The sequence below is a fragment of the Sphingomonas yabuuchiae genome (assembly GCF_001477495.1).
Lineage (GTDB): Bacteria > Pseudomonadota > Alphaproteobacteria > Sphingomonadales > Sphingomonadaceae > Sphingomonas > Sphingomonas yabuuchiae_A.
Genome location: NZ_LDTF01000056.1, coordinates 1 through 23,717 on the forward strand (window position 1 = coordinate 1; position 23,717 = coordinate 23,717).

The 23,717-nt window shown below is 67.3% G+C and carries 23 protein-coding genes; 7 read left to right on the plus strand and 16 right to left on the minus strand.

Translation table 11 applies throughout. The features are described from left to right. The first annotated feature begins 83 nt into the window (after positions 1–83). The 5 genes from NS355_RS10875 to NS355_RS10895 all read left to right on the plus strand — a co-directional run bounded on the left by NS355_RS10875 (position 84) and on the right by NS355_RS10895 (position 5,750). Positions 84–929 carry a sulfurtransferase gene (locus NS355_RS10875; protein WP_058745741.1) on the plus strand — a complete coding sequence of 282 codons (846 nt, stop codon included), beginning with the start codon at positions 84–86 and terminating at the stop codon, positions 927–929. A gap of 4 nt (positions 930–933) precedes the next feature. Beyond that, a complete protein-coding gene (gene metC / locus NS355_RS10880; RefSeq protein WP_058745742.1) occupies positions 934–2,130 on the plus strand; it encodes a cystathionine beta-lyase in 1,197 nt (398 codons plus the stop codon). Then, positions 2,127–3,419: a mechanosensitive ion channel family protein gene (locus tag NS355_RS10885; protein WP_058745743.1), complete on the plus strand. Its 1,293-nt coding sequence runs from the start codon at positions 2,127–2,129 to the stop codon at positions 3,417–3,419. The genes metC and NS355_RS10885 overlap by 4 nt, the downstream gene beginning before the upstream one ends. A gap of 196 nt (positions 3,420–3,615) precedes the next feature. Next, entirely contained in the window at positions 3,616–4,455 is an 840-nt protein-coding gene (locus NS355_RS10890; RefSeq protein WP_084787844.1) for a TorF family putative porin, read from the plus strand. Positions 4,456–4,595: 140 nt separating this feature from the next. Next, positions 4,596–5,750: an energy transducer TonB gene (locus tag NS355_RS10895; RefSeq protein ID WP_244489654.1), complete on the plus strand. Its 1,155-nt coding sequence runs from the start codon at positions 4,596–4,598 to the stop codon at positions 5,748–5,750. 202 nt (positions 5,751–5,952) lie between these two features. Here NS355_RS10895 and NS355_RS10900 read toward each other — a convergent pair whose 3' ends face one another. The 7 genes from NS355_RS10900 to NS355_RS10930 all read right to left on the minus strand — a co-directional run bounded on the left by NS355_RS10900 (position 5,953) and on the right by NS355_RS10930 (position 13,085). Next, a complete protein-coding gene (locus tag NS355_RS10900) occupies positions 5,953–6,366 on the minus strand; it encodes a DUF3035 domain-containing protein (protein WP_056436649.1) in 414 nt (137 codons plus the stop codon). Beyond that, positions 6,359–6,865 carry a signal peptidase II gene (gene lspA, locus NS355_RS10905; RefSeq protein ID WP_058745744.1) on the minus strand — a complete coding sequence of 169 codons (507 nt, stop codon included), beginning with the start codon at positions 6,863–6,865 and terminating at the stop codon, positions 6,359–6,361. The genes NS355_RS10900 and lspA overlap by 8 nt, the downstream gene beginning before the upstream one ends. Next, the gene (ileS, locus tag NS355_RS10910) at positions 6,858–9,689 is read right to left on the minus strand and encodes an isoleucine--tRNA ligase (protein WP_058745745.1); all 2,832 of its coding nucleotides are present in this window, start codon (positions 9,687–9,689) and stop codon (positions 6,858–6,860) included. Before ileS ends, lspA begins: the two co-directional genes overlap by 8 nt. 35 nt (positions 9,690–9,724) lie before the next feature. Beyond that, positions 9,725–10,663: a bifunctional riboflavin kinase/FAD synthetase gene (locus tag NS355_RS10915; RefSeq protein ID WP_058745746.1), complete on the minus strand. Its 939-nt coding sequence runs from the start codon at positions 10,661–10,663 to the stop codon at positions 9,725–9,727. Positions 10,664–10,695: 32 nt separating this feature from the next. Beyond that, positions 10,696–11,628 carry a GGDEF domain-containing protein gene (locus tag NS355_RS10920; RefSeq protein ID WP_058745747.1) on the minus strand — a complete coding sequence of 311 codons (933 nt, stop codon included), beginning with the start codon at positions 11,626–11,628 and terminating at the stop codon, positions 10,696–10,698. 171 nt (positions 11,629–11,799) lie between these two features. After that, positions 11,800–12,294: a dihydrofolate reductase gene (locus NS355_RS10925; protein ID WP_058745748.1), complete on the minus strand. Its 495-nt coding sequence runs from the start codon at positions 12,292–12,294 to the stop codon at positions 11,800–11,802. Beyond that, positions 12,291–13,085: a thymidylate synthase gene (locus tag NS355_RS10930; RefSeq protein ID WP_058745749.1), complete on the minus strand. Its 795-nt coding sequence runs from the start codon at positions 13,083–13,085 to the stop codon at positions 12,291–12,293. Before NS355_RS10930 ends, NS355_RS10925 begins: the two co-directional genes overlap by 4 nt. Before the next feature lie 96 nt (positions 13,086–13,181). Between NS355_RS10930 and NS355_RS10935 the strand changes: the two genes are divergently transcribed. Then, entirely contained in the window at positions 13,182–13,574 is a 393-nt protein-coding gene (locus NS355_RS10935; protein WP_058745750.1) for a JAB domain-containing protein, read from the plus strand. A 96-nt stretch (positions 13,575–13,670) separates the two neighbouring features. On the opposite strand, the gene NS355_RS10940 is transcribed toward NS355_RS10935, so the two are convergent. From NS355_RS10940 to NS355_RS10970, 7 genes are all read right to left on the minus strand, one after another. After that, positions 13,671–14,411 (minus strand): TorF family putative porin, encoded by a 741-nt coding sequence (locus tag NS355_RS10940; RefSeq protein WP_058745751.1) that lies wholly within the window; start codon positions 14,409–14,411, stop codon positions 13,671–13,673. Then, positions 14,408–14,848 (minus strand): hypothetical protein, encoded by a 441-nt coding sequence (locus tag NS355_RS10945; RefSeq protein WP_209445069.1) that lies wholly within the window; start codon positions 14,846–14,848, stop codon positions 14,408–14,410. The genes NS355_RS10940 and NS355_RS10945 overlap by 4 nt, the downstream gene beginning before the upstream one ends. A 189-nt stretch (positions 14,849–15,037) precedes the next feature. Further along, complete coding sequence (locus NS355_RS10950) at positions 15,038–15,772, minus strand: class I SAM-dependent methyltransferase (protein WP_058745766.1); 735 nt, start codon at positions 15,770–15,772, stop codon at positions 15,038–15,040. A 28-nt stretch (positions 15,773–15,800) separates the two neighbouring features. Continuing rightward, a complete protein-coding gene (gene prfB, locus NS355_RS10955) occupies positions 15,801–16,928 on the minus strand; it encodes a peptide chain release factor 2 (RefSeq protein ID WP_056436615.1) in 1,128 nt (375 codons plus the stop codon). 66 nt (positions 16,929–16,994) lie between these two features. Then, a complete protein-coding gene (locus tag NS355_RS10960; RefSeq protein ID WP_058745753.1) occupies positions 16,995–19,487 on the minus strand; it encodes a penicillin-binding protein 1A in 2,493 nt (830 codons plus the stop codon). A gap of 66 nt (positions 19,488–19,553) precedes the next feature. Further along, positions 19,554–20,507, minus strand: a complete 954-nt coding sequence (locus NS355_RS10965; RefSeq protein WP_058745754.1) for a rhodanese-related sulfurtransferase — start codon at positions 20,505–20,507, stop codon at positions 19,554–19,556. Positions 20,508–20,743: 236 nt separating this feature from the next. Beyond that, positions 20,744–21,424 (minus strand): hypothetical protein, encoded by a 681-nt coding sequence (locus NS355_RS10970; RefSeq protein ID WP_058745755.1) that lies wholly within the window; start codon positions 21,422–21,424, stop codon positions 20,744–20,746. Positions 21,425–21,529: 105 nt separating this feature from the next. Between NS355_RS10970 and NS355_RS10975 the strand changes: the two genes are divergently transcribed. Continuing rightward, positions 21,530–21,907 carry a hypothetical protein gene (locus NS355_RS10975; protein WP_058745756.1) on the plus strand — a complete coding sequence of 126 codons (378 nt, stop codon included), beginning with the start codon at positions 21,530–21,532 and terminating at the stop codon, positions 21,905–21,907. A 12-nt stretch (positions 21,908–21,919) separates the two neighbouring features. Here the strand turns inward: NS355_RS10975 and NS355_RS10980 are convergent, their stop codons facing one another. Then, on the minus strand, positions 21,920–22,396 hold the full coding sequence (locus NS355_RS10980) for a hypothetical protein (RefSeq protein WP_058745757.1): 477 nt from the start codon (positions 22,394–22,396) through the stop codon (positions 21,920–21,922). 42 nt (positions 22,397–22,438) lie between these two features. Then, positions 22,439–23,674, minus strand: a complete 1,236-nt coding sequence (locus tag NS355_RS10985) for an N-acetylmuramoyl-L-alanine amidase family protein (RefSeq protein WP_058745758.1) — start codon at positions 23,672–23,674, stop codon at positions 22,439–22,441. Positions 23,675–23,717 lie beyond the last annotated feature (43 nt).

Consider the following 23,717-nt stretch of genomic DNA (forward strand, 5'->3'; position numbering starts at 1 on the left):
TGCGGGAGGGGCTTACCGCGCCCCGCTTGCGACCCCGCCCCCAACGCGCCTAGGTACGGACCCACCGACCGAGGAGCCCCAAGATGCCGCCACTCATCACCCCGGAAGAGCTCGCCGCCATCGCAGGCGAGGCGGACCTGCGCATCCTCGACGTCACCTATTTCCTCGACGACCCGGACGGCACCAGGGCCCGACGCGGATTCGAGGACGGGCATATCCCCGGCGCCCGCTTCCTGCCGATGGGGGCGCTCGCCGATCCCGACAGCGACCTGCCGATGACGTTGCCCCCGGCCGAGTATTTCGCCCATGTGCTGAGCGAGGCGGGTGTCGGCCATGCCGACCGGATCGTCCTCTACGACCGGTCGCCGCTGCACAGTTCCGCACGGGTCTGGTGGCTGCTCAACCTCTTCGGTGCGCCATCGGTGGCGCTGCTCGACGGTGGGCTGGAGGCTTGGACAGCGGCAGGGCATCCCGTGATGGTCGGCCCGGCGGGCGCACCCGAAGCCCCCGGCCTGTTCCTCGCGCAAGCCCATCTGGCCCGCGTGCGCAGCCTTCGCGAGGTCCGCACCCATGTCGAGGCGGGTGACGCCCAGATCGTCGATGCGCGCTCCCCCGGGCGCTTCGCCGGAGCCGAGCCCGAACCACGCCCCGGTGTCGAGCCCGGCCACATCCCCGGCGCATTCAACCTGCCCTATTCCCGGTTGTTCGAGGCCGATGGTCGCTGGAAATCCCCGGACGCCATCGCGTCCGAATTCGCCGCCGCCGGGGTCGATCCCGCCAGGCCGATGGTCGCCACCTGTGGCTCCGGCATCACCGCCTGCGTCCTCGCCTTCGGGGCGGAGCGGATCGGCGGCCTGGCGCCGGTCTATGACGGCAGCTGGACCGAATGGGGCTCCGACCCCAGCACCCCCAAAGCGAAAGACGCTTGAGACGATGACCGACGACGACCTGCCCATCAAGCCCGCCACCCGTCTGGTCCAGGCGGGCCGCCGCGCGGAATGGACCAAGGGCGTGGTCAACGTCCCCGTCTGGCGCGGCTCGACGGTGCTGTACGACAATGTCGCCCATATGCGCGCCACCGGTGCGGGCGATCTGCACGAGAAGCTGTTCTACGGTCGCAAGGGCCTGCCCACCCAATGGTCGCTGGCCGATGCGCTGACCAGCCTGGAGCCGGGGGCGGAGGCGACCTTCCTCTACCCCTCAGGCGTGGCGGCGATCGCGGCGGCCTTGCTGTCCGTGCTGTCGCCCGGCGACGAACTGCTGCTGGTCGACAGCGCTTACGACCCGACGCGTGGGCTGGCGACCGGCTTGCTCGCGCGGATGGGAATCACGACGCGCTTCTATGATCCGCTGGTCGGCGCGGGCATTGCCGAGCTGATCGGCCCGACCACACGCGCGATCTTTCTCGAAAGCCCCGGTTCACTGACGTTCGAGGTGCAGGATATTCCCGCCATCGTCGAAGTTGCCAAGGCCAGGGGCATCACCACGATCCTCGACAACACCTGGGCGACGCCGCTCTTCTTCCCGGCGATCGCAAAGGGCGTCGACCTGACGGTGCTGGCCTGCACCAAGTACATCGTCGGCCATTCGGACGCGATGCTGGGGTCGGTGACCGCCGCGCCATCGCATTGGGCGGCCTTGCGCGACACGAGTTTCCAGCTGGGGCAGGTCGCCAGTCCCGACGACGCCTATCTGGGCAGCCGGGGCCTGCGCACCATGGGCGTCCGCCTCGCCCAGCATCAGGCCAGCGCGCTGACCATCGCCAAATGGCTGGCCGAACAGCAGGGCGTGGCGCAGGTTCTGCATCCCGCCTTGCCCTCCTGTCCCGGCCATGACGTGTTCGCGCGGGATTTCCTGGGGTCGAGCGGGTTGTTCGCTTTCGTGCTCGACGGTGGCAACGACGCCGCGCGCACCGCGATGCTCGATGGCCTCGCGCATTTCGGACTCGGGTTCAGCTGGGGCGGCTATGAGAGCCTCGCTATCCCGGCCGACCCGCATCGCTATCGCAGCGTGACCAGGCGTGATTTCGCCGGGCCGCTGATCCGGCTCCAGATCGGGCTGGAGGATGTGGACGATCTGATCGCCGATCTCGACCGGGGGCTTGCCCGCTTTCGGGCCGCGCGCGGATGACCCTGTTCGAATGGCTTCAGGCGAGCGGCATTGAATTGCCGACCCGCGCCGAGGCCATGGAGGCGGCGGTCGCCTCGGTCCTGACGCTCGCCATGCTGGCGGGCGGCGTGATCGCGGGGCGCAAGCTCGGCCCGCCCATCGCCGCTATGGTGCAGCGTTTCGCCATCGCCAAGGGCGAGGCACTGCACGCGCGGATCTGCGCGATCACCCGGCATGGCACCGCTGCCTTCCTGCTGATGACGCTGGGCGCGATCTGGCCGTGGGATTCGCTGGCGGGGGTGCCGATCGGGCTGGCCCTGGGTGCGTCGGTGGCGCGCGCGGGGTTCCAGCTGCTGCGCGGGCTGAACCTGCCGCGCTGGCTGGCCTGGGTCTTTGCCATCGTGTGTTTCGTGGCGTTGTTCAGCCGCGAGATCGGCGGGCTGGAGCCGGTCAGCCGCCTGGCCGAGCAGATCGGCTTTACCATCGGCTCGCGGCGATTCTCGGTCATGCTGCTGGTGACGATGCTGGTCACGGTGATCGCGATTCTCGCCGTCACCCGTGCCGTCACGCGCATCACCGAGCAGTGGATCGGCCATGCGCGCGGGTTGGACCCGACGCAGAAGCTGCTCGCGCAGAAACTCGCCAGCATCGCCATCGTCGTCCTCGCCTTCTTCTTCGCGATGGACCTGCTGGAGATCGACCTGACCAGCCTGGCACTGTTCTCGGGCGGGTTCGGCCTGGCGATCGGGTTCGGATTGCAGAAGACGATCGGCAATCTGATCGCCGGGATCATCCTGTTGATGGACCGCTCGATCAAGCCGGGCGACGTCATCGCGCTCCAGAACGAAATCGGCTGGGTGAACAAGATCGGGGTGCGCGCCGTCTCGATCATCACCCGCGACGGCAAGGAGCATCTGATTCCCAACGAGAATCTGATGACGCAGGAGGTGGAGAACTGGTCCTATTCCGACCGTAACGTCCGCGTCCGCATTCCCGTTTCGATTGCTTATGACAACGACCTGAAGCTGGCGCAGGAACTGATGCTGCGCGCCGCGCGCGAATCACCACGCGTCCTGAAAAGCCCCAAGCCGACCGTCTGGCTGATGAGCTTTGGCGATTATGCGCTCCAGCATGAAATCCTGGCGTGGATCAGCGACCCGGAAAGCGGCGTCGGCAACGTCCGTTCCGACGTGCTCAACCGCCTGTGGTTCCTCTTTAAAGAGCATGGCATCGGCCTGCCCTATCCCCAGCGTGACATCCATATCCGATCGCTGCCGACGGGGGTTCGGCACGAAAATCTCGACGCCTGATCTGTGTTATTCACGCAACATCGCGTCATCCGAGCATCATTCAGCGTTCGATTATACTTGTGCAGCGCACCACGGCCTGCCAATCTTTCACCACTCGCCAAGGCAGACGGTCCGCCGGGTTTGACCCGACACATAGAGGCCGCACCGATGCGAGGTTGCAGGTGAGAACATCGAATTTCCGTTTGAAAGGGAAACGATGCGCTTCTCCACGATCCTCCTTGGCGGCCTCTCGCTGGTCGCCGCGACGCCCGCCTTTGCGCAGGATAGCGCCGGTGCGGACACCGCGCCGCCCTCGCCGATCACGGTCAGCGGCAGCGCCGCGATCCTGACCGACTATCGTCTTCGCGGCGTGTCGCAGACCAACAAGAACGCCGCCGTCCAGGCGGCACTGACCGTCGCGCATGAAAGCGGCTTCTATATCGGCACCTTCGCGTCGAACCTGGCGGGCTGGGGCACGTTCGGCGGCGCCAATATGGAACTGGACGGCATTGCCGGGTACAAGCACACATACGGCACCGCGACCGTCGATGCGGGCGTGACCTGGTACACCTATCCGGGTGGCGCGTCCGAGACCGATGTGGTCGAGTTCTTCGGTCGCCTGTCGGGCACCGCCGGTCCCGCGACGCTGACCGCGGGGGCCTATTACGCTCCTAAGCAGACCTCGCTCGGCAACTTCTCCAACACCTCGTACAGCCGGGGCCAGCGTTGGGATAACGTCTATCTGACCGGCGACGGCGCGGCGGGCATTCCGGGTACGCCGATCACCGCCAAGGCGCATATCGGCTATTCCAAGGGCAATCCGGGCCTGGGCCCCAACGGCACCAGCCTGTCGCCGACCGGCAGCTACTGGGACTGGTCGCTGGGCGCCGATGTCGCGGCGTACAAGAACCTGACCTTCAACGTGTCCTATATCGACACCGACATCACCAAGGCGAAGGCCGCCTATATCCAGCCGAACTTCTCGCAATATCAGACGCCGGGGGGCGCCTCGATCTCGGATGCGACGGTGGTGTTCTCGCTGACCGCCGCTTTCTAGGACATATAATGGCATTTCGGGGGTGAAGGGGCGGTGCCGGTGACGGCGCCGCCCTTTTCCATGACCGGGGCCGGGAAGCCCCCTCGCCTTGTGCCAAAGGCGCGCCTAAGCTGACGCTCTCTTGTCGTGGAGTGCGTTCGATGATCCGGTTCCGCCACGCTGCCCTGTCCTACGGCCTGTTGTCCGCGCTTGTCGTTCCATCCGCCGCGGCCTGGTCGCTCCAGAATGCCGTCCCCATCGCCCCGGTCAAGCCCGGTGTCTCGGGCCGGGTGCTGGTCCAGTGGATGCCGGGCGAGATACGGTGCAATGGCGTGGCGGTGACGGGACAGCCGATCCGGCGGCCCTGGAACCAGCTGGGTTGGAGCGGCAACGAGACGCAGCGCGCCGTGACCCTCCGCTTCGCCATCGACCCGAGCGGTCGTCCGGTCTCACTGACCCGCGAAACGATGGCCTATGTGCCCCTGTCCGAGGATGTCGCGCCCGCGCTGGCCGCCAGCCGTTTTGCCGCCCGGTCGCCGCAACAGGATTGCTCCGTCACCTATGTGATGCGCGGGAGCGCCCTGATGGCGGCGGATGCGCAGGAACTGATGGCCTATACGGTCCACCCGGTGTCGGGGCCGCTGCCGGACGAAGGGTGGCAGCGGATTCGCGAGGCGGCTGGCGACTGCCTGACCAATCCCCAGCCCCAGCCGCTCGAACGGCATTTCCCCGACTTCGCGACCATAGCCGCGACCCCCGGCGTGCAGGACTGGTCGATGATCCGGTACGACATCGATGCGAGCGGACGGACGCGTGGGGCGGCGCTGCTGGCGGGCACCGGCAACCGGGCACTGGATGGCGCTGCGCTGAAGGCGATCCGCGAGTCGCGCTTTACCAAGGGGGCGAAGACCGGGTGCCTCTATCCCTATTGGCGCGTCGCGGCGAAGCTGCCCGCCCCCGACATGCCCGAGGCGATCCGCGCCACCAAGCTCGCGGGCAACTGCCCCGACGAACATGGCTGGGCCGTGCCGCCGCAGCTTCGCTTTCCCGAATCCTATCGCCGCCGCTCGATCGAGGGCTGGGCGGTCATCGGCTATGACGTCGCGCCCTGGGGCCAGACGGGCAATCTGAGGGTCATCGCGGCCCAACCCTCCGATGAGTTCGGGACGCAGGCGCTGGGCATGATCCGCGACGCCAAGCTGCCGAGCAGTCCGCAGGGCTATACCGGCTGTGTCGACCGGGTGCGGTTCAAGATCGCCCCGGAGCCCGCGCCGAACGCTGGCGGTGAAGGCGGCGCGCCGGTGCCTGGGTCCTGACCTGATCCTCCCCGGCACGGGGAGGTGGCAGGGCGAAGCCCTGACGGAGGGGGATCGCCGCGAATGGCGGCCATTGCCGCACGCCCCCTCCACCATGCTCCGCATGGTCCCCCTCCCCTTGCAGGGGAGGAATAAGACCTCAATCAAAAAGGGCCGGACAGGCGATCCGCCCCCGGCCCTTTTCCTCAATCGTCGTGCGGCGTCACTTGGTGGCGGCGCGGGCGTCCTGGCCGTCGCCTTCGGGGGCGGCGACGATGTCGCGGGTCGTCGCGCCCTTGTCGACGACGTTCGTACCGGGATCGCCGACCGACGAGCGGATGCCCGTATCGGCGCTATCGGCCCCGGCATTCTGCACCAGGCCATATTCGGACTGGCTGCGCGCCGCCTGACCGCCGAACAGCGCATCCAGCGTCTGCTGCTGGCCGCTACGGGTCTGGACCGGGGCGGCGCCCGGCTGCGGCGGGACCAGCGCGAAGTCGGGCGGGATCACCAGCGAGGGCTGGCGCGCGACGGCGAATTCGTCGGGGCGCGCCCGGTCCAGGCCACGACCGGCCCCACATCCCGTCAGCAACGCGGCGCAGGACAGACCTGCGATGACGGGCACCAACTTACGCATTGCTCTTCTCCACGGGAGCGGGCCGGTCACGCACGAGAAGCGCGCGGGCCAGCAAAACCAGAACGCCTATCGTAATCGCTGCATCGGCGACATTGAAGACCAAAAAGGGACGCCACTCGCCGAAGTGCAGATCGGCGAAGTCGACGACATAACCAAAGCGCACCCGGTCGAGGATATTGCCCAGCGCGCCGCCCAGCACACAGCCGAGCGCGACCTGATCGACCGGATTGCGCTCGCGCGTCATCCAGAAACCGACCGCCAGCGCGATCGCCCCGGTCATAGCCACCAATGCCCAGCGCGACGCGCTGCTGTCGGCGGTCAGCAGGCCCAGCGAAATGCCGTAATTGGGCACGAAACGCAGGTTGAAGATCGGCATGATCTCACGAACGTCACCCAGTGACCGCAGGCCCATCGGCCCGGCCACCGCCCATTTGATGACTTGATCGACCAGGAACAGCGCCAGCGCCGTCACCAGTCCACGCTTGGGCAGATTAGCCATGTGCGACCACCTCGGCACAACGACCGCAAAGCTCTCCGTCCGCCGCCACATCGGGCAGGTGACGCCAGCAGCGACCGCATTTGTGCTTTTCGGTGCGGGTCACGGACACCGTCTCGGCCAGGCTGACATCGGCAACGATGAACGCCTCGGCCAGCGCGTGCGGCTCCAGTGGCAGCGACGGCACGGTCACCTCGGCCTCGTTGGACGAACGCACGGTCTTTTCGCGACGCAGCGGCTCGATCGCCTCGGTCACCTGCGCGCGAAGGCCGCGAATCTCGGTCCAGCGCGCCATCAGCGCCTCGTCCTCGCCCAGCTGCGGCAGTTTCGGCCATTCGAGCAGATGGACCGAGCCATCCTCCGACGGGAAGCGCGACTGCCACACTTCCTCGGCCGTGAAGCACAGGATCGGCGCGGCATAGCGGACCAACGCATGGAACAGGATGTCGACCACGGTGCGATAGCTGCGACGCTTGGGATCGGTCGCGGCATCGCAATAGAGCGAGTCCTTGCGGATATCGAAGAAGAAGGCCGACAGGTCCTCGTTCGCGAAATCGGTCAGCGCACGCAGATAGCGGTTGAACTCGAACGCCTCGGCCGCGCGGCGCAGCTCGGTATCGAGCGCGGTCAGACGGGCCAGGACATAGCGTTCCAACTCGGGCATCGCGTCGAACGAGATACGCTCTTCCTCCGTGAACCCGTCGAGCGCGCCGAGCAGATAGCGGAAGGTGTTGCGCAGCTTGCGATAGCTGTCCGAGGCGGTGGCCAGTACCTCCTTGCCGATGCGGACATCCTCGAAATAATCGGTCGAGGCGGTCCAGATGCGCAGGATGTCGGCCCCCGACTCGCCGATGATCTTCAGCGGATCGACGACATTGCCCAGCGACTTGGACATCTTGCGCCCCTGCCCGTCGAGCGCGAAGCCGTGGGTCAGCACCGCGTCATACGGCGCGCGACCGCGCGTGCCACACGACTCCAGCAGCGACGATTGGAACCAGCCACGATGCTGGTCCGACCCTTCGAGATACAGGTTCGCCCGCGTGCCCTCGCCGTACCGCGCCTCGATCACGAAGGCATGGGTCGAGCCGGAGTCGAACCACACATCGAGGATGTCGTTGACCGGCTCGAAATCGGCAAGGTCATAGTCGGCCCCGAGCAGCGCTTGGTGATCGGCGGTGAACCACGCATCCGCCCCGCCTGCGCGGAAGGCGTCGAGGATGCGGGCATTGACCGCCTTGTCGGCCAGATACTCACCGGTCTGGCGGTTCACATACAGCGCGATCGGCACGCCCCAGGCGCGCTGGCGGCTGATGACCCAGTCGGGACGCCCCTCGACCATCGAACGGATGCGGTTGCGGCTGCGCTCGGGAACCCAGCGGGTGCGCTCGATCGCGTCCAGCGCGGTCTGGCGTAGCGTCGCGCCATTGCCCAGCGGCATGGTCAGCAGCGGCGTCACGCCCGAGATCGGATCGACATTGGCCAGCGCCAGGCCGGGATCCATCGTCGTGTCGGGCCGGTCCATCGGGATGAACCATTGCGGCGTGGCACGGAAGATGACCTTCGCCTTGGACCGCCAGCTATGCGGATAGCTGTGCTGGAAATCGTCCGAGGCGGACAGCAGCGCACCGACCTCGCGCAGGTCCGAACAGATCGGCCCGTCGGCGGCGACGAACTTCTTGTTGATGACGCTGCCCTGACCGCCCAGCCATGCCCAGTCGGGGCGGTAGGTGCCGTCGCCCTGCACCGCGAAGACCGGATCGATGCCGTTCGCCTTGCACAGCAGGAAGTCGTCCTCGCCATGATCCGGAGCCATATGGACCAGGCCGGTGCCGGCGTCGGTGGTGACGAACTCACCCGGCAGGAACGGACGGGGCTTGGCGAAGAAACCGCCCAGTTTGTGCATCGGGTGGAGCGCGGTCGCGCCTTCCAGCACCGGCCCCTTGGCCAGCGCGATGAAGCCCTTCATCGCAATGCCGGTGCGCTTGGTGAAGGCGGGCAGCAACGGCTCGGCGACCAGATAGCGGCGGCCGTCGCACTCGAAATGCAGATAGTCGATCGCCTCGCCATAGCTCAGCGCCTGGTTGACCGGGATCGTCCAGGGGGTGGTCGTCCAGATCACCGCCAGCGCGCCGACCAGATCGGGATATTCGGGGCAGGATGCGACCTCGAATCCGACATCGATTTGGGTCGAGACGATATCCTCATATTCGACCTCGGCCTCGGCCAGCGCGGTCTTTTCGACCGGCGACCACATGACCGGCTTGGCCCCGCGATAGAGCTGGCCCGATTCGGCGAACTTCAACAGTTCGCCGGCGATCACCGCCTCGGCGTCATAGGTCATGGTCAGGTACGGGTTCGCCCAGTCGCCCATGATGCCCAGCCGCTCGAACTGCGCCTTTTGCGTGCCGACCCAGGTGTCGGCATAGGCGCGGCACTCGGCGCGGAACTGCGCGACCGGCACCTCGTCCTTGTTCAGCTTCTTGGCGCGATACGCCTCCTCGACCTTCCACTCGATCGGCAGGCCGTGACAGTCCCAGCCGGGGACATAGGGCGCGTCCTTGCCCATCAGGGTCTGCGAACGGACGATGATGTCCTTCAGCACCTTGTTGAGCGCATGGCCCATGTGAATGTCGCCATTCGCATAAGGCGGGCCGTCATGCAGGATGAACCGCTCGCGCCCCTCGCGCTCCCGGCGGAGGCGGTCGTACAGCCCCATCCTGGCCCAGCGATCCAGGATCGCCGGTTCCTTGGCGGCAAGTCCCGCCTTCATGGGGAAATCGGTCTTCGGCAGGAAGACGGTGTCGCGGTAATCGGGCGCGTCGCTCATAGGGGACACGCCCTTAACGACTTTAGGTTAACACGTCATGCCGGATTATGCGACGACAGTATCTCGCGTGCACGGGCGCAATCCGCGTCCATCTGCGTGACCAGCGCGTCGAGCGAATCGAACTTCGCCTCGGGCCGCAGATAGGCGATCAGTTCGACCGACAGGCGCTGTCCGTACAGGTCGCCGCTGAAGTCGAAGAAATGCGGCTCCAGCAATTCTTTGGGCGGATCGAACTGGGGCCGGATGCCCAGATTGGCGGCACCGTCCAGCACCCGCCCGTCGTCCAGCCGCCCGCGGACCGCATAGATGCCGTAAGCCGGGCGCAGATATTCGCCCATGTCGAGATTGGCGGTCGGATAGCCGATGGTGCGGCCCAGCTTGTCGCCATGCTGCACCACGGCCTGGATGCTATAGGGCCGGGTCAGCAATCGCGCCGCCGTCTCCGGATCGCCCGCCGTCAGGGCGGCGCGAATCCGGCTGGACGAAATCGTCTCGCCGTCCAGCATCACCGGCGCCACCGCATCGGTAGAAAAGTCGTGTGCCCGGCCCCAGGCGCGCAGCGACGTCACATCGCCGCTGCGCGCGCGGCCGAAGGTGAAGTCCTCGCCCGTCACCACGCCGCCGACCTGCAAGGCGCCCAACAGGCGCTGCTGGACGAAATCCTCCGCCGACAGCGCCGCCAGTTCCTCGTCGAAGCGGAACACGATCATCGCATCGACGCCAGCGGCCGCGAACAGCCGCTCGCGCTGGTCGAGCGTGGTCAGGCGAAAGGGCGCGGCGTCGGGCTTGAAATAGCGGATCGGGTGCGGGTCGAAGGTGGCGACCAGCGCGGGTCGCCCCTCGGCGCGCGCACGGGCGACGGCGGCACCGACCACCGCCTGATGCCCCAGATGGAACCCGTCGAAATTGCCCAGCGCGACGATTCCGCCCGCCAGATGCGCCGGGATGGGTCCCGCGCCGTCAACACGCTGCATGGGCCGCGCTATAACAGGCCGCGCCGAATTGGCTAGGCGCGCGACACCACGCGATTCCCCTGTCCAGCGGTCGCGATCGCACGAAAGGCCTCGGCGCGCTCCAGGACCTCCGCCATGGGAACTCCCTGGCCCGTGGCGATGCCGGCGGACAGGGTTACGGCTCCGATCGGCTCGCCCGTTCCGCGCAGCCGAAGCGTGCGGGCCAGCATGGCCGTGCGCGCCGCCTCCATCATCAACGTCAGCTGCGACAGGGGGCGACCGCGCAGCAGCACGAGGAAAAGATTGTCCTGCCACCGGATGATATCGGCCCCCTGACAGGCCTCGCGCAGCGTCGCGACAAAGGTGCGCAGGACATTGTCCGCGACCGTCCGGCCATGGCGCTCCACGATATCGTCCCGATCGTCCAACCCGCAGGTTGCCAGGACATAGCCATGCCCGAGGTCCGGCAGTTCGGCGATCAGCGATCGCGCTCCGGTCGGGCTCATCACCCCGGTCAACGGATCGACATCCTGCTCGCGCGACGCCGCATCGATCCGTTCGCGAAGGGCCACGATGCTACCCGACAAGGTGGCCAGCTCCCGTTCCGTACGGGTGATTCGCGTCGTCAGTTGGGCGAGCAGACCGGCGATATCCGTCGTGTCCGCCGTCCCCGGCCCATCGGACAATGCCGCCATGTCGCTGGTCAGGTCGCGGGTGATCTGTCGCGCATCGCTGGTCAGCGACTCCAGCCGCTCGGCCTGAACGCCCAGGTCGCGTTGCCATTCGCCATGCCCCCGCCGCGCCTCTTCATGCGCGCGCAGCAGCGGACGCAGCGACTCGACGTCCATCGCCGTCAGGCGAACGCCGCCATCGGTCCGGCGCGCGACCTCCTGGCCCAGCGCGCTGCCGGGGTGGCGCAAGGCATAGAGTGCCAGCGCATGGCTGTGCGGCGTCCGCTCCAGCCGGTGCGCCGCCAGGAACAGCATGGCCTCATGCTCGGCATTCCAGTCACCCTCCGCATCGACACCCGGTCGATGCGGCCCCCCCGCTCACTACTCCAGCTCATCCGGCATTGCCTGCTCGATAGGACCATCGCGCATCGGGATTGACGCGCAAAGTGTCACGCTAGGCAAATTGAAAGTCCAAATGAAGTCGCATTAGCAACAATTGGGGTTAACGGCTCCAGCGCGCATCAGGGCGACAAAGGCATAGCCGGGGCGACCGGCTTCGGCCGGGTGCGTCTGGCGGTCGATTTCGCGCCATCCGGCAAAGGCGGGCACCACCGCATCGCCGGCGGGTTCCGCGTCGACCTCGGTCAGTTCGATCCGGTCCGCATGCGACAGGAACAGGTCGAAGATCTCCGCCCCGCCGATCACCGCCACCGGCCCCTCGCCCGCCAGCGCAAGCGCGCCCGCGACGTCGTGCGCGACCTCGGCACCCGGTGCGCTCCAAGTGCGGTCGCGGGTCAGGACGATATGCCGTCGTCCGGGCAGCGGCGCGGGAAAGCTGTCGAAGGTTTTGCGGCCCATGATCATCGGCTTGCCCATGGTCAGCGCCTTGAACCGCTTCAGGTCGGCGGGCAGGTGCCAGGGCAGCCCCCCATCGCGCCCGATCACCCCGTTTCGCGCGCGGGCGAGGACCAGCGTGATCATATCGCGACCGGTGCCTTGATATGGGGTTGCGCGACATAGTCGTGCAGCACGAAATCCTCGGGCTCGTAACCGTCGATGGCATCCGGGCGGCGCAGGATTTCCAGGCGCGGCAACACGCCCGGCTCGCGACCTAGCTGGGTCTTGGCCTGCTCCAGATGGTTCAGGTACAGATGGCAGTCGCCGCCGGTCCAGACGAACTCGCCCACCTCCAGGTCGCATTGCTGCGCCAGCATATGCGTCAGCAGCGCATAGGAGGCGATGTTGAACGGCACGCCCAGGAAGATGTCCGCCGACCGCTGATAGAGTTGCAGCGACAGGCGGCCATTAGCGACATGGGTCTGGAACAGGCAATGACACGGGGCGAGCGCCATGGCGTGCAGATCGCCGGGGTTCCAGGCCGATACGATCTGGCGGCGCGAGGCGGGCTGGGTGCGGATCTGCTCCACCAGTTCGGCGATCTGGTCGATATGACGGCCGTCCGCCGTCGCCCAATCGCGCCACTGCTTGCCATAGACGGGGCCGAGATCGCCCTGCTCGTCGGCCCATTCGTCCCAGATGCTGACCCGGCGATCCTGAAGCCAGCGGACATTGGTGTCGCCGCGCAGGAACCACAACAGCTCGACGATGATCGAGCGCAGGTGGAGCTTCTTGGTGGTCAGGGCGGGAAAGCCCTTGGCCAGGTCGAACCGCATCTGGTGGCCGAAGACCGACAGCGTGCCGGTGCCGGTCCGGTCCATCTGCTGCACGCCCTGGGTCAGGACCCGGTCCATGAGATCGAGATATTGCCGCATGCCCCGGGCCTAGCGCCGTGCGCGTCCCCCGCCAAGCCGAACCGGATCGGCGCGGGATAAAGCTGTGTCGGCGCCCAGCATGATGCAGGGCTGGTCGTGTCCCGCTCGCCCCGCCCTCCCCTCCACATCGCCACGCGCCGCGACGCGCTGGCCTTGTTCGGCGAGCTGGATCGTGGGGACAGGGAGGCGATGGGGATCGCCTATCTGGGTTCGGAACGGATGCTGTTGGGCTTGCGCCATGTCGCGGGCCGCCATGATTCGGTGACGGTCCCGGTGGTCCGGATCGCCCGCGATGCGATCCTGATGGGGGCGAGCGCGGTGCTGATCGCGCACAACCACCCCGATGGGGATACCCGGCCCAGTCCCGCCGACCTGTCATTGACCCGGCGGCTGGCGCAGGGGCTCGCGGCGCTGGATGTGGTGCTGCTCGACCACCTGATCTTAGGCTGCGGAGTGGTCACCAGCCTGCGGGAAGGGGGAATGCTCTGAAAGCCCCTCCTCCGGGACGGGGGATCACGCCTGGGGCCTCCCCTCCCCCATCCCGCCTGCGGGAGGGGAGAGCCCGTGGCCAGCCATGAGCGCGCCTCAGAACCCGAACCGCACCCGCCCGACGATCCGATCCCCCGAATGCCGCGCATCGGCCAGCGGAAAGGCGGAGGCCGCCCGCTCCGACACGTCGGTGCCGACATAATCGAGGCCCAACGTCACCGGCCCGGTGATGTGCTGCACCCCGACCCGCCAGTCGCTATAATCGCCACCGGGTCGGAGCCTCGCGGCGCGGAACGGATCGTCCGTCTTGCCGGAGGAGTGGCCGAGCCCGGCCAGCACTGTCCAGGGCGTGCCCGGTATGCCCGCCTGCGCGCCCGCGTGGAGATAGAGATTGTCGCCGCCGATCGCACTTTGCGACGGCGCATAGTCGGCACCCGCATCGACCTGCACCGGACCCAGCGTATAGGCCGCCGAGCCGCCCAGTTCGACATAATCGGCGTTGAAGCCCGCCCCGCCGAACAGATGCCCGGTCACCCGTCCGCGCACCGTCACCGGGCCCAGCAGGGTGGAGGCACCGAGGGTCAGGTCGCCGACCACCTCCGCGCCGCCATGCCGCGCCGATTCACGCAGCGCCACGATCCGGCCGCTCGCCTCGAACGGTCCGCTCGTCGAGAAGATATCGGCGGAGGGCGATACCCGCCCCCCGCTCCAGCTCAGGCCACGACGATTCTCGTCGCTGTTCACTTCGACGCCGATCGAAGGCCGCTCCTGCGCGAGGAGCGGCGAGGCGATGGCGGTGCCCAATACGGCACCCAAAGCAATGGTACGAAAGATCATCCGGCGCGCGTCTCGGCATGAAGGCGATCCATCTCGGCACGCAGCAAGCCATGGTCTTCCTGCGCCACGGCCTGAAGGTGGTCGCGCACCGCGTCTTGGCGCTGAGCGATCTCCTGTGCGATGGCGGCGCGGTTGGTGCTGCACCAGCCGGGGCGGCTGCCCTCGATCACGCGATCCTGCGCGGCACTGCGCATCAGCGCCGTGCCGCTGGGCCCGCGCGCTTCGCGGTGGACGGTGACATTGGCGCTCCACAGGCAGCGCAGCGTCGAGGGACGGCCGCCGGTTGTCACCGCACCGATCTGCTTATGGGTCACGCCGACATCGGCGCTGTAGCGGACCGCGACCGGCCCCGTATGATGGTCGAGCTGGACACGATGTTCGAGCGCCCCGTCGGAGGCCACAACACCACCGAGCGCGAGCCCGGCGATCAAAAGCATGTTCATCATCATCTCCTTCTGCGGGACCCCGGCTTATGCTGGCCGGTGGTCTATCGGCACCAGGCAGGGCCGATACGGGATCAATACATGACAAAGCTGTCATGTTCCAAATTTGTCGTGGCCGCGGTGACTCATTGATGGGCGTATTCCTCCCGCGCAAGGGGAGGAACAAGGAGGGGAAAGCCCGCCCTAATTATCCTGCATCCGGCAGGGACGGATCGCCTTGGGATCGGGACGCGGGCCGGTCGCGCGGAAGGTCGCCAGATAGCCGCCAGCCGAGGGCATGTTCTCGATCGACACCTGGGTGAAGCCGACCGCCTCGAACTCGCATTTCAGCAGCGCGGGCGGGGTGCCGTGCGCCTTGGTCTGACGATCGGCATCGACCACCACGACCAGCCCATCGGACTTCAGCGCGGGAAACAGCCGCCAGAGGAACTCATAGGGCTGCTCGATCTCATGATACATGTGAACCATGAGAACGCGGTCGAAGCTGGTGGGCGGCAGCTTGGGGTCGGCGGGCTCGCCCAGCCGGACGCTGACATTGTCCAGCCGCTCGCGCGAGACACGCTCGGCCAGCCGGTCGCGCCACGCGGCGACGATGTCCTCGGCCAGCACGCGCCCCGTCTTGCCGACTCGCTGCGCCAGGCGGACGGTATAATAGCCCTCACCCGCGCCAATATCGGCCACCGTCATGCCGGGGCGGATTTTTGCCCGGTCCATGACCTGATCCGCCTCGCGCAGGCGGTCGCGCGCATCCTCACTCGACCAGCGCGACGAGACGACGTCGGCGACCGGCCGGTCCGCCGCCGGGAACGGGCCGACCTTGTCGTCGTCGCCGTCATCGTGCTGCTGGATCAGCGGCTTCGAACCGTCGCACGCCGCCACCGCGCCCCCCAGCGCGATGACGAGGGCTGCCGCCGCCATCAAGGGCCCCGCCCCCCGGAAACGCATTTTAGTCGACATCCTCCACCGCGACCGCCTCGCCGGTCACGCGCTGCGACAGGGCCGCGGCCATGAACGCATCGAGATCGCCGTCGAGCACGTCGCCCGGCGCCGTCGAGGTGGTGCCGGTGCGCAGGTCCTTCACCAGCTGATAGGGCTGGAGCACGTACGAGCGGATCTGGTGGCCCCAGCCGATATCGGTCTTGGTCGCATTCTCGGCATTGGCCACGGCCTCGCGCTCGGCCAGTTCGCGCTCGTACAGACGCGCGCGGAGCTGGTTATAGGCCTCGGCCTTGTTCTTGTGCTGCGAACGCTGGTTCTGGCACTGCACCACGATGCCGGTCGGCAAGTGGGTGATGCGCACCGCCGAGTCGGTGGTGTTGATGTGCTGGCCGCCCGCGCCCGATGCGCGGTAGGTGTCGATGCGCAGCTCGCTCTCGTTGATCTCGACCTCGATATTGTCGTCGATCACCGGATAGACCCAGACGCTCGAAAAGCTGGTGTGGCGACGCGCGGCCGAGTCGTACGGGCTGATCCGCACCAGCCGGTGCACGCCCGATTCGACCTTGGCATAGCCATAGGCGTTCTCGCCCTTGACCAGCAGGGTCGCCGACTTGATCCCGGCCTGTTCGCCCGCATGATAGTCGATCAGCTCGACCTTCATGCCGTGCCGCTCGGCCCAGCGCGTGTACATGCGCTGGAGCATTCCGGCCCAGTCCTGGCTCTCGGTGCCGCCCGCGCCCGCATTGATCTCGATATAGCTGTCATTGGCGTCGGCTTCACCGGCCAGCAGCGCCTTGATCTTGTCGGCCTCGGCCTTCTTTGCGAGTTCGCCCAGGCTGGCGACGGCCTCCTTCTCGAGGTCCTCGTCGCCCTCCATCTCTGCCAGTTCGATCAATTCGACCGTGCCCGACAGCTCGTTCTCGATCGCGCGGGTGGCGGTGATAGCCTCGTCCAGGCGGCGACGCTCGCGCATCACCTCCTGCGCCTGCTTGGGGTCGTTCCACAGGGCCTGGTCCTCGACGCGCGCATTCAGCTCGTCCAGGCGGCGCAATGCGCGGTCCCAGTCGAGGAAGCGGCGCAGCAGCTCCAGGGCGTCCTTAATCTTGTCGACATGAGCCTGCGCTTCAGCGCGCATGAAGTTTCTCCGAATCGGTCGTACGGCCGCCCGAACGGGGACGGCAAAACGCATATGGGAAGCGGGCTAGTAGATTCCGCCTTCTCTTTGCAAGAAATCGCTGTCGCGCGGGGGCGCGGGCCTGGCCGGGCCGGTCGGCGTCGCGGGTGCCTCGGCGGCAGCGGCACGGCGCGCGCGGCGGCGCGGCTCGCTCTCCGGCTTGAACGCCTCCCAGATCACGGCGGGCTTGGGATCGTCGCCGGTCGGGAAGGTGCCATAGACCGGCCGCCCGCTCGCCCGGTCGATGCGGACCATGCGGATGCCGGGCGCGGCGCGGAAGGGCAGCTTCTCGAGTCCCTCATAGGCCTTTTCGGCGAACTGGTGGAAGATCGGCACGGCGATCGTCCCGCCCTGCGCATAGCCGCCCAGCGAGCGCGGCGTGTCATAGCCGATATAGAGGCCACCGACGAACTGCGGCGTGCCGCCGACGAACCAGACATCGGTCGGCCCGTTATTGGTGCCGGTCTTGCCGAACATCGGGCGGTTCAGGTCGCGCAGGCCAGTGGCGGTGCCGCGCTGGATCACGCCCTCGGTGATATGGACCATTTGATAGGCGGTCATCGCGTCGAGCACCTGGCGCTGGCGCGAGACCGGGCGCGGCATCGGCTTGCCATCATAATCGGCGGCGTTGCAGCGGTCGCAGGCGCGCCAGTTCTCCGGCCAGATCACCTTGCCGTGCCGGTCCTGTGCGAAGTCGATCAGCGAGGGATCGCCGCCACGCCCGTTATTGGCCAGGATCGCATAGGCGTTGACCATCTGCCCCACCGTCGTCTCGCCCGCGCCCAGCGCATAGGCGAGATAGGGCGGGAAATCGCCGATCCCCATCTGCTTGATCGTCGCCACGACATTCTTCATGCCGACGGTCGAGGCGGTCCGCACGGTCATCAGGTTGCGCGACTGCTCGATGCCCCAGCGCATCGTGTGCGGCCCCGCCCCGGCCGAATTGCCGAAGTTGCGGAAACACTTGGTCCCCAGCCCGGCCCCCTGATCGACGCAGAACGGACCGTCGACGATGATCGAGGCGGGCGTCATGCCGCTGTTCAGCGCGGCGGAATAGACGATCGGCTTGATCGTCGAGCCCGGCTGGCGCTCGGCTTGGGTGGCGCGGTTGAACGCCTGGAGCCTTGCGTCGAAGCCGCCCTGCATCGCCAGCACGCGGCCGGTGGCGGGTTCCTCGACGACGAAGCCGCCCGAGATGCGCGGGATGGAGCGAAGCTGGAACTGTTCGCCCGCCGGCGACACGGCCACGATGTCGCCGACCTTCAGTGCGCTGAACGCGGTCGCCGCCGTGCCCCGGCGCGGCATCTGCGCGAAACTGCGGGGCAGCGTGCCGGTGCGGCCATTGGCAAAGCCGATCGTCGCCTCGCCCGATGTCTTGGCGGTGACGATCCCGGCCCGCCAGTCGCGATAGTCGAGACCGATATTGGTGTTCAGCAGCACCTGCTGCCAGTTGCCGTCCTCGATCTCCTCATGCCGGATCGGCCCGGACCATCCGCGCCCGCCCTCGAACCGGATCAGGCCGTCGCGCAGCGCTTCGGCCGCCAGATCCTGCAACCGGGTGTCCAGCGAGGTGCGCACCCAGAGGCCGCCGTCATAGACGCTGTTCGGTCCGCTCTCCGCCTTTTCGCCATAACGCTTGATCAGCTGGCGGCGGACTTCCTCGACGAAATAGCCGCCGACCTGCGCATATTTGGGCGTGCGGCGCAGCACGGTGCCCAGCGGCTCGGCCATCGCCGCGTCATATTGCGCGCGGGTGATGAAGTTGTTCGACAGCATCTCGCGCAGCACATAGGCGCGGCGCTCCAGCGCGCGGTCGGGATGGCGGACGGGATCGTAATTGGCCGGTCCCTTGGGCAGCAGCGCCAGATAGGCCATCTGCCCCAGCGTCAGCTCGTTCAGTTCCTTGTCGAAATAGGCATGGGCCGCGGCCTCGACGCCGAAGGCGTTCCGGCCGAGCGCGATCTGGTTGAGATACAGCTCCAGGATCTGCGGCTTGGTCAGCGTGTCCTCGATCTTATAGGCGAGGATCGCCTCCTTGATCTTGCGGGTCGGCGAATAGGCGTCGCCGATCAGCAGATTCTTGGCGACCTGCTGGGTGATGGTCGAGCCGCCGCGCGCGCGCCGACCGCTGCCGAACTTCTTGGCATAGTCGATGACCGCGCCCGCCAGACCCGGATAGTCGACACCGCCATGCTCGAAGAAGCTCTTGTCCTCTGCCGCCAGGAAGGCACGGACGAGGAGCGGCGGATATTCATTGTAGGACAGCTCGACCCGGCGCTCGCGCGCATAGGACTGGATCGGGGTGCCGTCGATGCCGCGCACATGGGTCGGCAGCGGCGGCTCATAGGCCTTGAGCGCGTCGACCGAGGGCAGGTCGCGGATGAACAGGAACCAGAATACGCCGCCACCGATCACCGCGAGCAGCGCAAGGACGGCGAACACCCGCACCCACCAGCGGCGCCAGAGCGGGCGGCGCGGCGGTTCGGCGGGTTCGGAGGGGGGAAAGGTTTCGACGGCCATGGCTTTGCGGGGCTTCGTGTAGCAGGTTCGCCCCGGCTTGCCACCCGCCTGCGGATCGGTTGCGCGTTACAACGGCTGCGGTTCGTCGCGCGCATCCTCATCGGACGGGTAGCGCGCGCCGACATGCGCCTGCCCCCGCGCAGCCGCCAGCCGCTCCTGCCGATGGCGTTCGGCATAGGCGGCCAGCCGTTCCGCATCGCGCGTGCCGTGACAGGCGGGGCAGCTCACCCCCTCGACATAGAGCGGCGAGGCGCGGTCCTCGGGGCTGACCGGCATCCGGCAGCCATGGCACAAGCCGTGCGATCCCTGCGCCAGCCCATGCCCGACCGCGACGCGCGCATCGAACACGAAGCATTCGCCGTTCCAGCGGCTCTTCTCCTCAGGCATCGTCTCCAGATATTTCAGGATGCCGCCGTCGAGGTGGAAGACGTCCGCCACCCCTTCGGCCTTCAGGAACGCGGTCGCCTTTTCGCAGCGTATGCCGCCGGTGCAGAACATCGCAACCTTGGACTTGCCCGCCATCAGTTCGTCGCGATTCTCGCGGAACCAGCCGGGAAAGTCGCGGAAGCTGCGCGTTCCCGGATCGACCGCGCCGTCGAAGGTGCCGATCGCCACCTCATAGTCGTTGCGCGTGTCGATCAGCAGGGTGTCGGGGTCGGCGATCAGCGCGTTCCATGCCTCGCCCCCGACATAGGTGCCGACTTCGCGGGTGGGATCGATCCCCTCGACACCCATCGACACGATCTCGCGCTTCAGCCGCACCTTCATCCGGTGGAACGGCATCGTCTCGGCGGTCGAGTCCTTAAAGTCGAGATCGGCGCAACCGGGCAGCGTCCGGATATGCGCGAGCAGCGCCTCGATCGCGTCATGCGTACCAGCGACGGTGCCGTTGATCCCCTCGTTCGCGAGCAGCAACGTGCCGCGAATCCCGTTCGCCTCGGCCACGGCGAGCAGCGGCGCACGCAGCGCGGCGGGGTCGGGGAAAGCGGCGAAACGGTAAAGGGCACAGACGCGGATCATCCACGCGCCTTTACGCCGATCGGGCGGAGGGGACCAGATGCTCTGCCTTTTGCGGCGGACCGGACCCGATCGCCCCTTTAACGCCGAACGCACATCAGCGGAGCGAAACCGGGCATGGAGCAGCGCCGCGCCCAACACATCGGAATGCAGTCCCATCGTCAGGTCGAGCTCTGCGCGAACATGGGACGAAGCGTTCCCTGTCATGCACCTTCAGCGACCTGCCGACCGGGCAGAACCTATCGCGGCGGCACGATGGCCTGGACGTCATCGGCGACATCCCGACTGGCATCCGCCGCCATCCCGGATGCACGGCGCGCGAGGGACAGAAACGCCGCCTCGGATGCCGAGGCGTAATTGCATCCCACGAACAGGCTGTCGGCGGGCGGCGGGGGCGGTGTCTTGGCGCCGAACGCTTGGGCCAGCATGGCGGCGGTCGCATGGCCGGTGGGCGCGAAGGCTCCCAGCATCGGACCGCTGTTCGGGTCGAGAAAACGATAATATTGCTCGGTCGCGGCGACCGGGGCGCGCTTCATTCCCTGGGCGGCGACGACGGCCTCGGCGACCTTGCGCGGCCAGAGGGTCACGATCCAGTCGTTCAGGAAATAGACGCGATCGACCCGCTGCCCCAGCAACGAGATCGGCGTGACCAGTCGATAGCCCGCAATGCCCAGCATGCCCTTGGTCGCCTTGTCGTCCGTCACCTCCCGCATCCACGCGGGCGGCTTCGGATCAAGGAACAGGGCATCGGCAAAGGCCCAGAGCGCGTCCCGCGAACGACAGGACAAGGCATCGCCGAGCAATTCGGGCGTCAGCGCAACCGGCGCACCGGGCTCCGCCCGCCCCGCATGGGCCTGCACGGGAATCGGCCGGGCGAGCGCCAGTGCGAGGGGCAGGACGACGGACAGACGGCGGACCATGCCGCGATCCTGCCAGCCCCCACCGGCCGGAGCAACTGCGCCGCGCCGGCCTTGGCCGCTGCGGATGCTTGACCCTTACGGATATGGGGGTCACTCATCGGGCGCATGAGAGCCCTGCTGTCCCTGATGCTCGCCTTCGTCATCGCCGTGGCGGGCACGGGCATCGCCAAGGCGATCGATCCGACCATCTTCGGTTCCTGTTTCGAGGGGTCCTGCGGCTATGCCGCCATGCTCGTCGCGCTGCTGGCCGTGCTCTTCCTCGCACCGATCCTGTGGGTCGCGCTCCGTCGCGTGGGGCCGCTCGGCCGGTTACTGCTCTTCTTCGGCCTGTTCGCGCTGATCGGCCCTTTCATCCTGACCACCGCGCTGTGGCTCTTCGGGCTGGCGGCGTTGGTCTATGCGATGGTGCGGTCGATCCGGCGGGCGCGGGCCGAGGGCCGTCCGATCCGCGCAATGCTGATCGTCCCCCGCGCCCGGCCATAACGACGTCGCCCGTCAGGGCAGCCTCACCGCGTCGATGGCCCTGCTCACCCGCAGGCCCATCGAATCGGCCAGCGCGATGATCCTGTCAGTATCCGACCGGTGGACGATGACGACATGCAGATTGTCGTCCAGATCATTGTCCCAGGACAGCAATTCCCACGCCGTGGTCCCCGCCTGCAGCTCTTTGTCGAGCCACGCGAAATAATCCGCAACCAGGACTTTTTCGTTGTCCTCGCGGTACGGAAAGGGTTTCAGCGGCTCGGAGAATTCGTCGCTGATCAGTTCGTGAAGCTCGTCGATCTTGTCGCCGATCAGGACATAGTCGATGATCGCCATCTCAACGGTCAGTTGCCTGATCGTCTCGGGGTCGAAGTCGAGCATCCATTTCTCGGGTTCGCGCAGCGCCATTTCCAGCGCGCCCGCCTTCTCCCGAACCGCCTCGTCGTCGAGCGACCGGCCGCTCAACAGCGCGATCAACTCGCTATACATCGGCTCGATCCCTTTCCGCCAACGATCGCCGGTTCGCCCCTTTTACCGCGTCGCCATCCGCCGCGCAAAATGCACTTCTACCGCCTGCAACACCGCCTTGGCGATCCGCTCTCGTCCATCTTCGCTGGCGAGGAACGCGGCGTCCTGCATGTTGGAGATATAGCCCGTCTCGAACAGGATCGACGGCATGTCGGGTGCCTTGAGCACCATCAGCGAGGCCATGCGGTGGAAGGTCGGCTTGACCGGGATCAGCGACTGCGCCTCGCGGCCCAGAAGCCTGGCGAAGCTGGCCGAGGCGTTCATCGTCTCGCGCTGGGTCAGGTCGATCAGGATCGAGGAGACGTCGCTGTTCCCGCCCAGATCGACGCCTGCGATCACGTCGGCCTTGTTCTCGCGCGCCGCCAGCCGCGCGGCTTCCTTGTCGGACGCCACGTCGGACAGGGTATAGGCGGTCGCCCCGCGAGCCTCTCCCGCCCCGGCGCTGTCGCAATGGATCGAGATGAACAGGTCGGCGTGCAGCCGCCGCGCGATGCCATAACGTTCGCGATGGAGGATATAGCGGTCGTCCTCGCGGGTCAGCGCGGCGCGGACCCGGCCCGAGGCCACCAGCGTGTCGCGAATCTCCTTCGCGATGGCCAGCGTCACGTCCTTTTCGCGCAGCCCGGTCTGCGGATTGATCGCGCCGGGATCGACCCCGCCATGCCCGGCATCGATCACCACCAGGGGGCGGTTGTCCGCCCCCTTCACACGCGGCAATGGCAGTGCGCGCGCCGGGCCGGGAACCGGGACGGTCAGCGTGTAGGCGGGCTTGCGCTGGAAATGGAACGGGAAGAAATCAAGCGCCCCCGCGAAGCTCGCCTGGGTATAGCGGCCGACCAGCGGCTTCAGCGTCAGCGACAGGGTCTTGCCGTCATCGTCGAAACCGCCGTCGAAGATCGCCGCGTCCTGCGCCAGCGCGAAGGTCAGTCGGGTGACGCCGGGCTGGATCCGGGTCTGGGTCAGCCCGCGCACCACGCCGTCGTGGATCGTGGCGGTGCCGGGCGAGGCCCCGGTCACGTCGATCGCGACGCGGTGCTGTTCGGTCAGCAGGACGCTGCGCGCGCGTTTGACCGGCGTATCGAACCGGATGATCAGGCGCGCGCCGCGCACCACGACATTCTGCACCGTCGCGGCCATCGCGCTCATCGGCGCGAACAGCCCGATCAGGAATGTGAACAGCATCAGCACGACACGGCGACCATGCCGTTCCCGTGCGTCGCTGGTCCAGCGAAAAGCCATGACCGCCTACCTTCTTGACGATCCGGAGATCGAGACTCGCGTG

Coding starts and splice junctions, on each gene's coding strand:
- NS355_RS10930 (WP_058745749.1), bottom strand. CDS start 13,085: ATGCGGCAATATCTCGATCTCATGGACCGGGTCCTGACCCAGGGCGTG.
- NS355_RS10920 (WP_058745747.1), bottom strand. CDS start 11,628: ATGCTGTTCCTGGCGGCGCACCGGCTGGAGCGGACGCCGCACAGCCAT.
- prfB (WP_056436615.1), bottom strand. CDS start 16,928: ATGCGCGCTGAAGCGCAGGCTCATGTCGACAAGATTAAGGACGCCCTG.
- metC (WP_058745742.1), top strand. CDS start 934: ATGACCGACGACGACCTGCCCATCAAGCCCGCCACCCGTCTGGTCCAG.
- NS355_RS10895 (WP_244489654.1), top strand. CDS start 4,596: ATGATCCGGTTCCGCCACGCTGCCCTGTCCTACGGCCTGTTGTCCGCG.
- NS355_RS10985 (WP_058745758.1), bottom strand. CDS start 23,674: ATGGCTTTTCGCTGGACCAGCGACGCACGGGAACGGCATGGTCGCCGT.
- NS355_RS10965 (WP_058745754.1), bottom strand. CDS start 20,507: ATGATCCGCGTCTGTGCCCTTTACCGTTTCGCCGCTTTCCCCGACCCC.
- NS355_RS10960 (WP_058745753.1), bottom strand. CDS start 19,487: ATGGCCGTCGAAACCTTTCCCCCCTCCGAACCCGCCGAACCGCCGCGC.
- NS355_RS10975 (WP_058745756.1), top strand. CDS start 21,530: ATGAGAGCCCTGCTGTCCCTGATGCTCGCCTTCGTCATCGCCGTGGCG.
- NS355_RS10890 (WP_084787844.1), top strand. CDS start 3,616: ATGCGCTTCTCCACGATCCTCCTTGGCGGCCTCTCGCTGGTCGCCGCG.
- lspA (WP_058745744.1), bottom strand. CDS start 6,865: ATGGCTAATCTGCCCAAGCGTGGACTGGTGACGGCGCTGGCGCTGTTC.
- NS355_RS10885 (WP_058745743.1), top strand. CDS start 2,127: ATGACCCTGTTCGAATGGCTTCAGGCGAGCGGCATTGAATTGCCGACC.
- NS355_RS10970 (WP_058745755.1), bottom strand. CDS start 21,424: ATGGTCCGCCGTCTGTCCGTCGTCCTGCCCCTCGCACTGGCGCTCGCC.
- NS355_RS10945 (WP_209445069.1), bottom strand. CDS start 14,848: ATGCTTTTGATCGCCGGGCTCGCGCTCGGTGGTGTTGTGGCCTCCGAC.
- NS355_RS10900 (WP_056436649.1), bottom strand. CDS start 6,366: ATGCGTAAGTTGGTGCCCGTCATCGCAGGTCTGTCCTGCGCCGCGTTG.
- ileS (WP_058745745.1), bottom strand. CDS start 9,689: ATGAGCGACGCGCCCGATTACCGCGACACCGTCTTCCTGCCGAAGACC.
- NS355_RS10950 (WP_058745766.1), bottom strand. CDS start 15,772: ATGGCGGCGGCAGCCCTCGTCATCGCGCTGGGGGGCGCGGTGGCGGCG.
- NS355_RS10940 (WP_058745751.1), bottom strand. CDS start 14,411: ATGATCTTTCGTACCATTGCTTTGGGTGCCGTATTGGGCACCGCCATC.
- NS355_RS10925 (WP_058745748.1), bottom strand. CDS start 12,294: ATGATCACGCTGGTCCTCGCCCGCGCGCGAAACGGGGTGATCGGGCGC.
- NS355_RS10915 (WP_058745746.1), bottom strand. CDS start 10,663: ATGCAGCGTGTTGACGGCGCGGGACCCATCCCGGCGCATCTGGCGGGC.
- NS355_RS10980 (WP_058745757.1), bottom strand. CDS start 22,396: ATGTATAGCGAGTTGATCGCGCTGTTGAGCGGCCGGTCGCTCGACGAC.
- NS355_RS10875 (WP_058745741.1), top strand. CDS start 84: ATGCCGCCACTCATCACCCCGGAAGAGCTCGCCGCCATCGCAGGCGAG.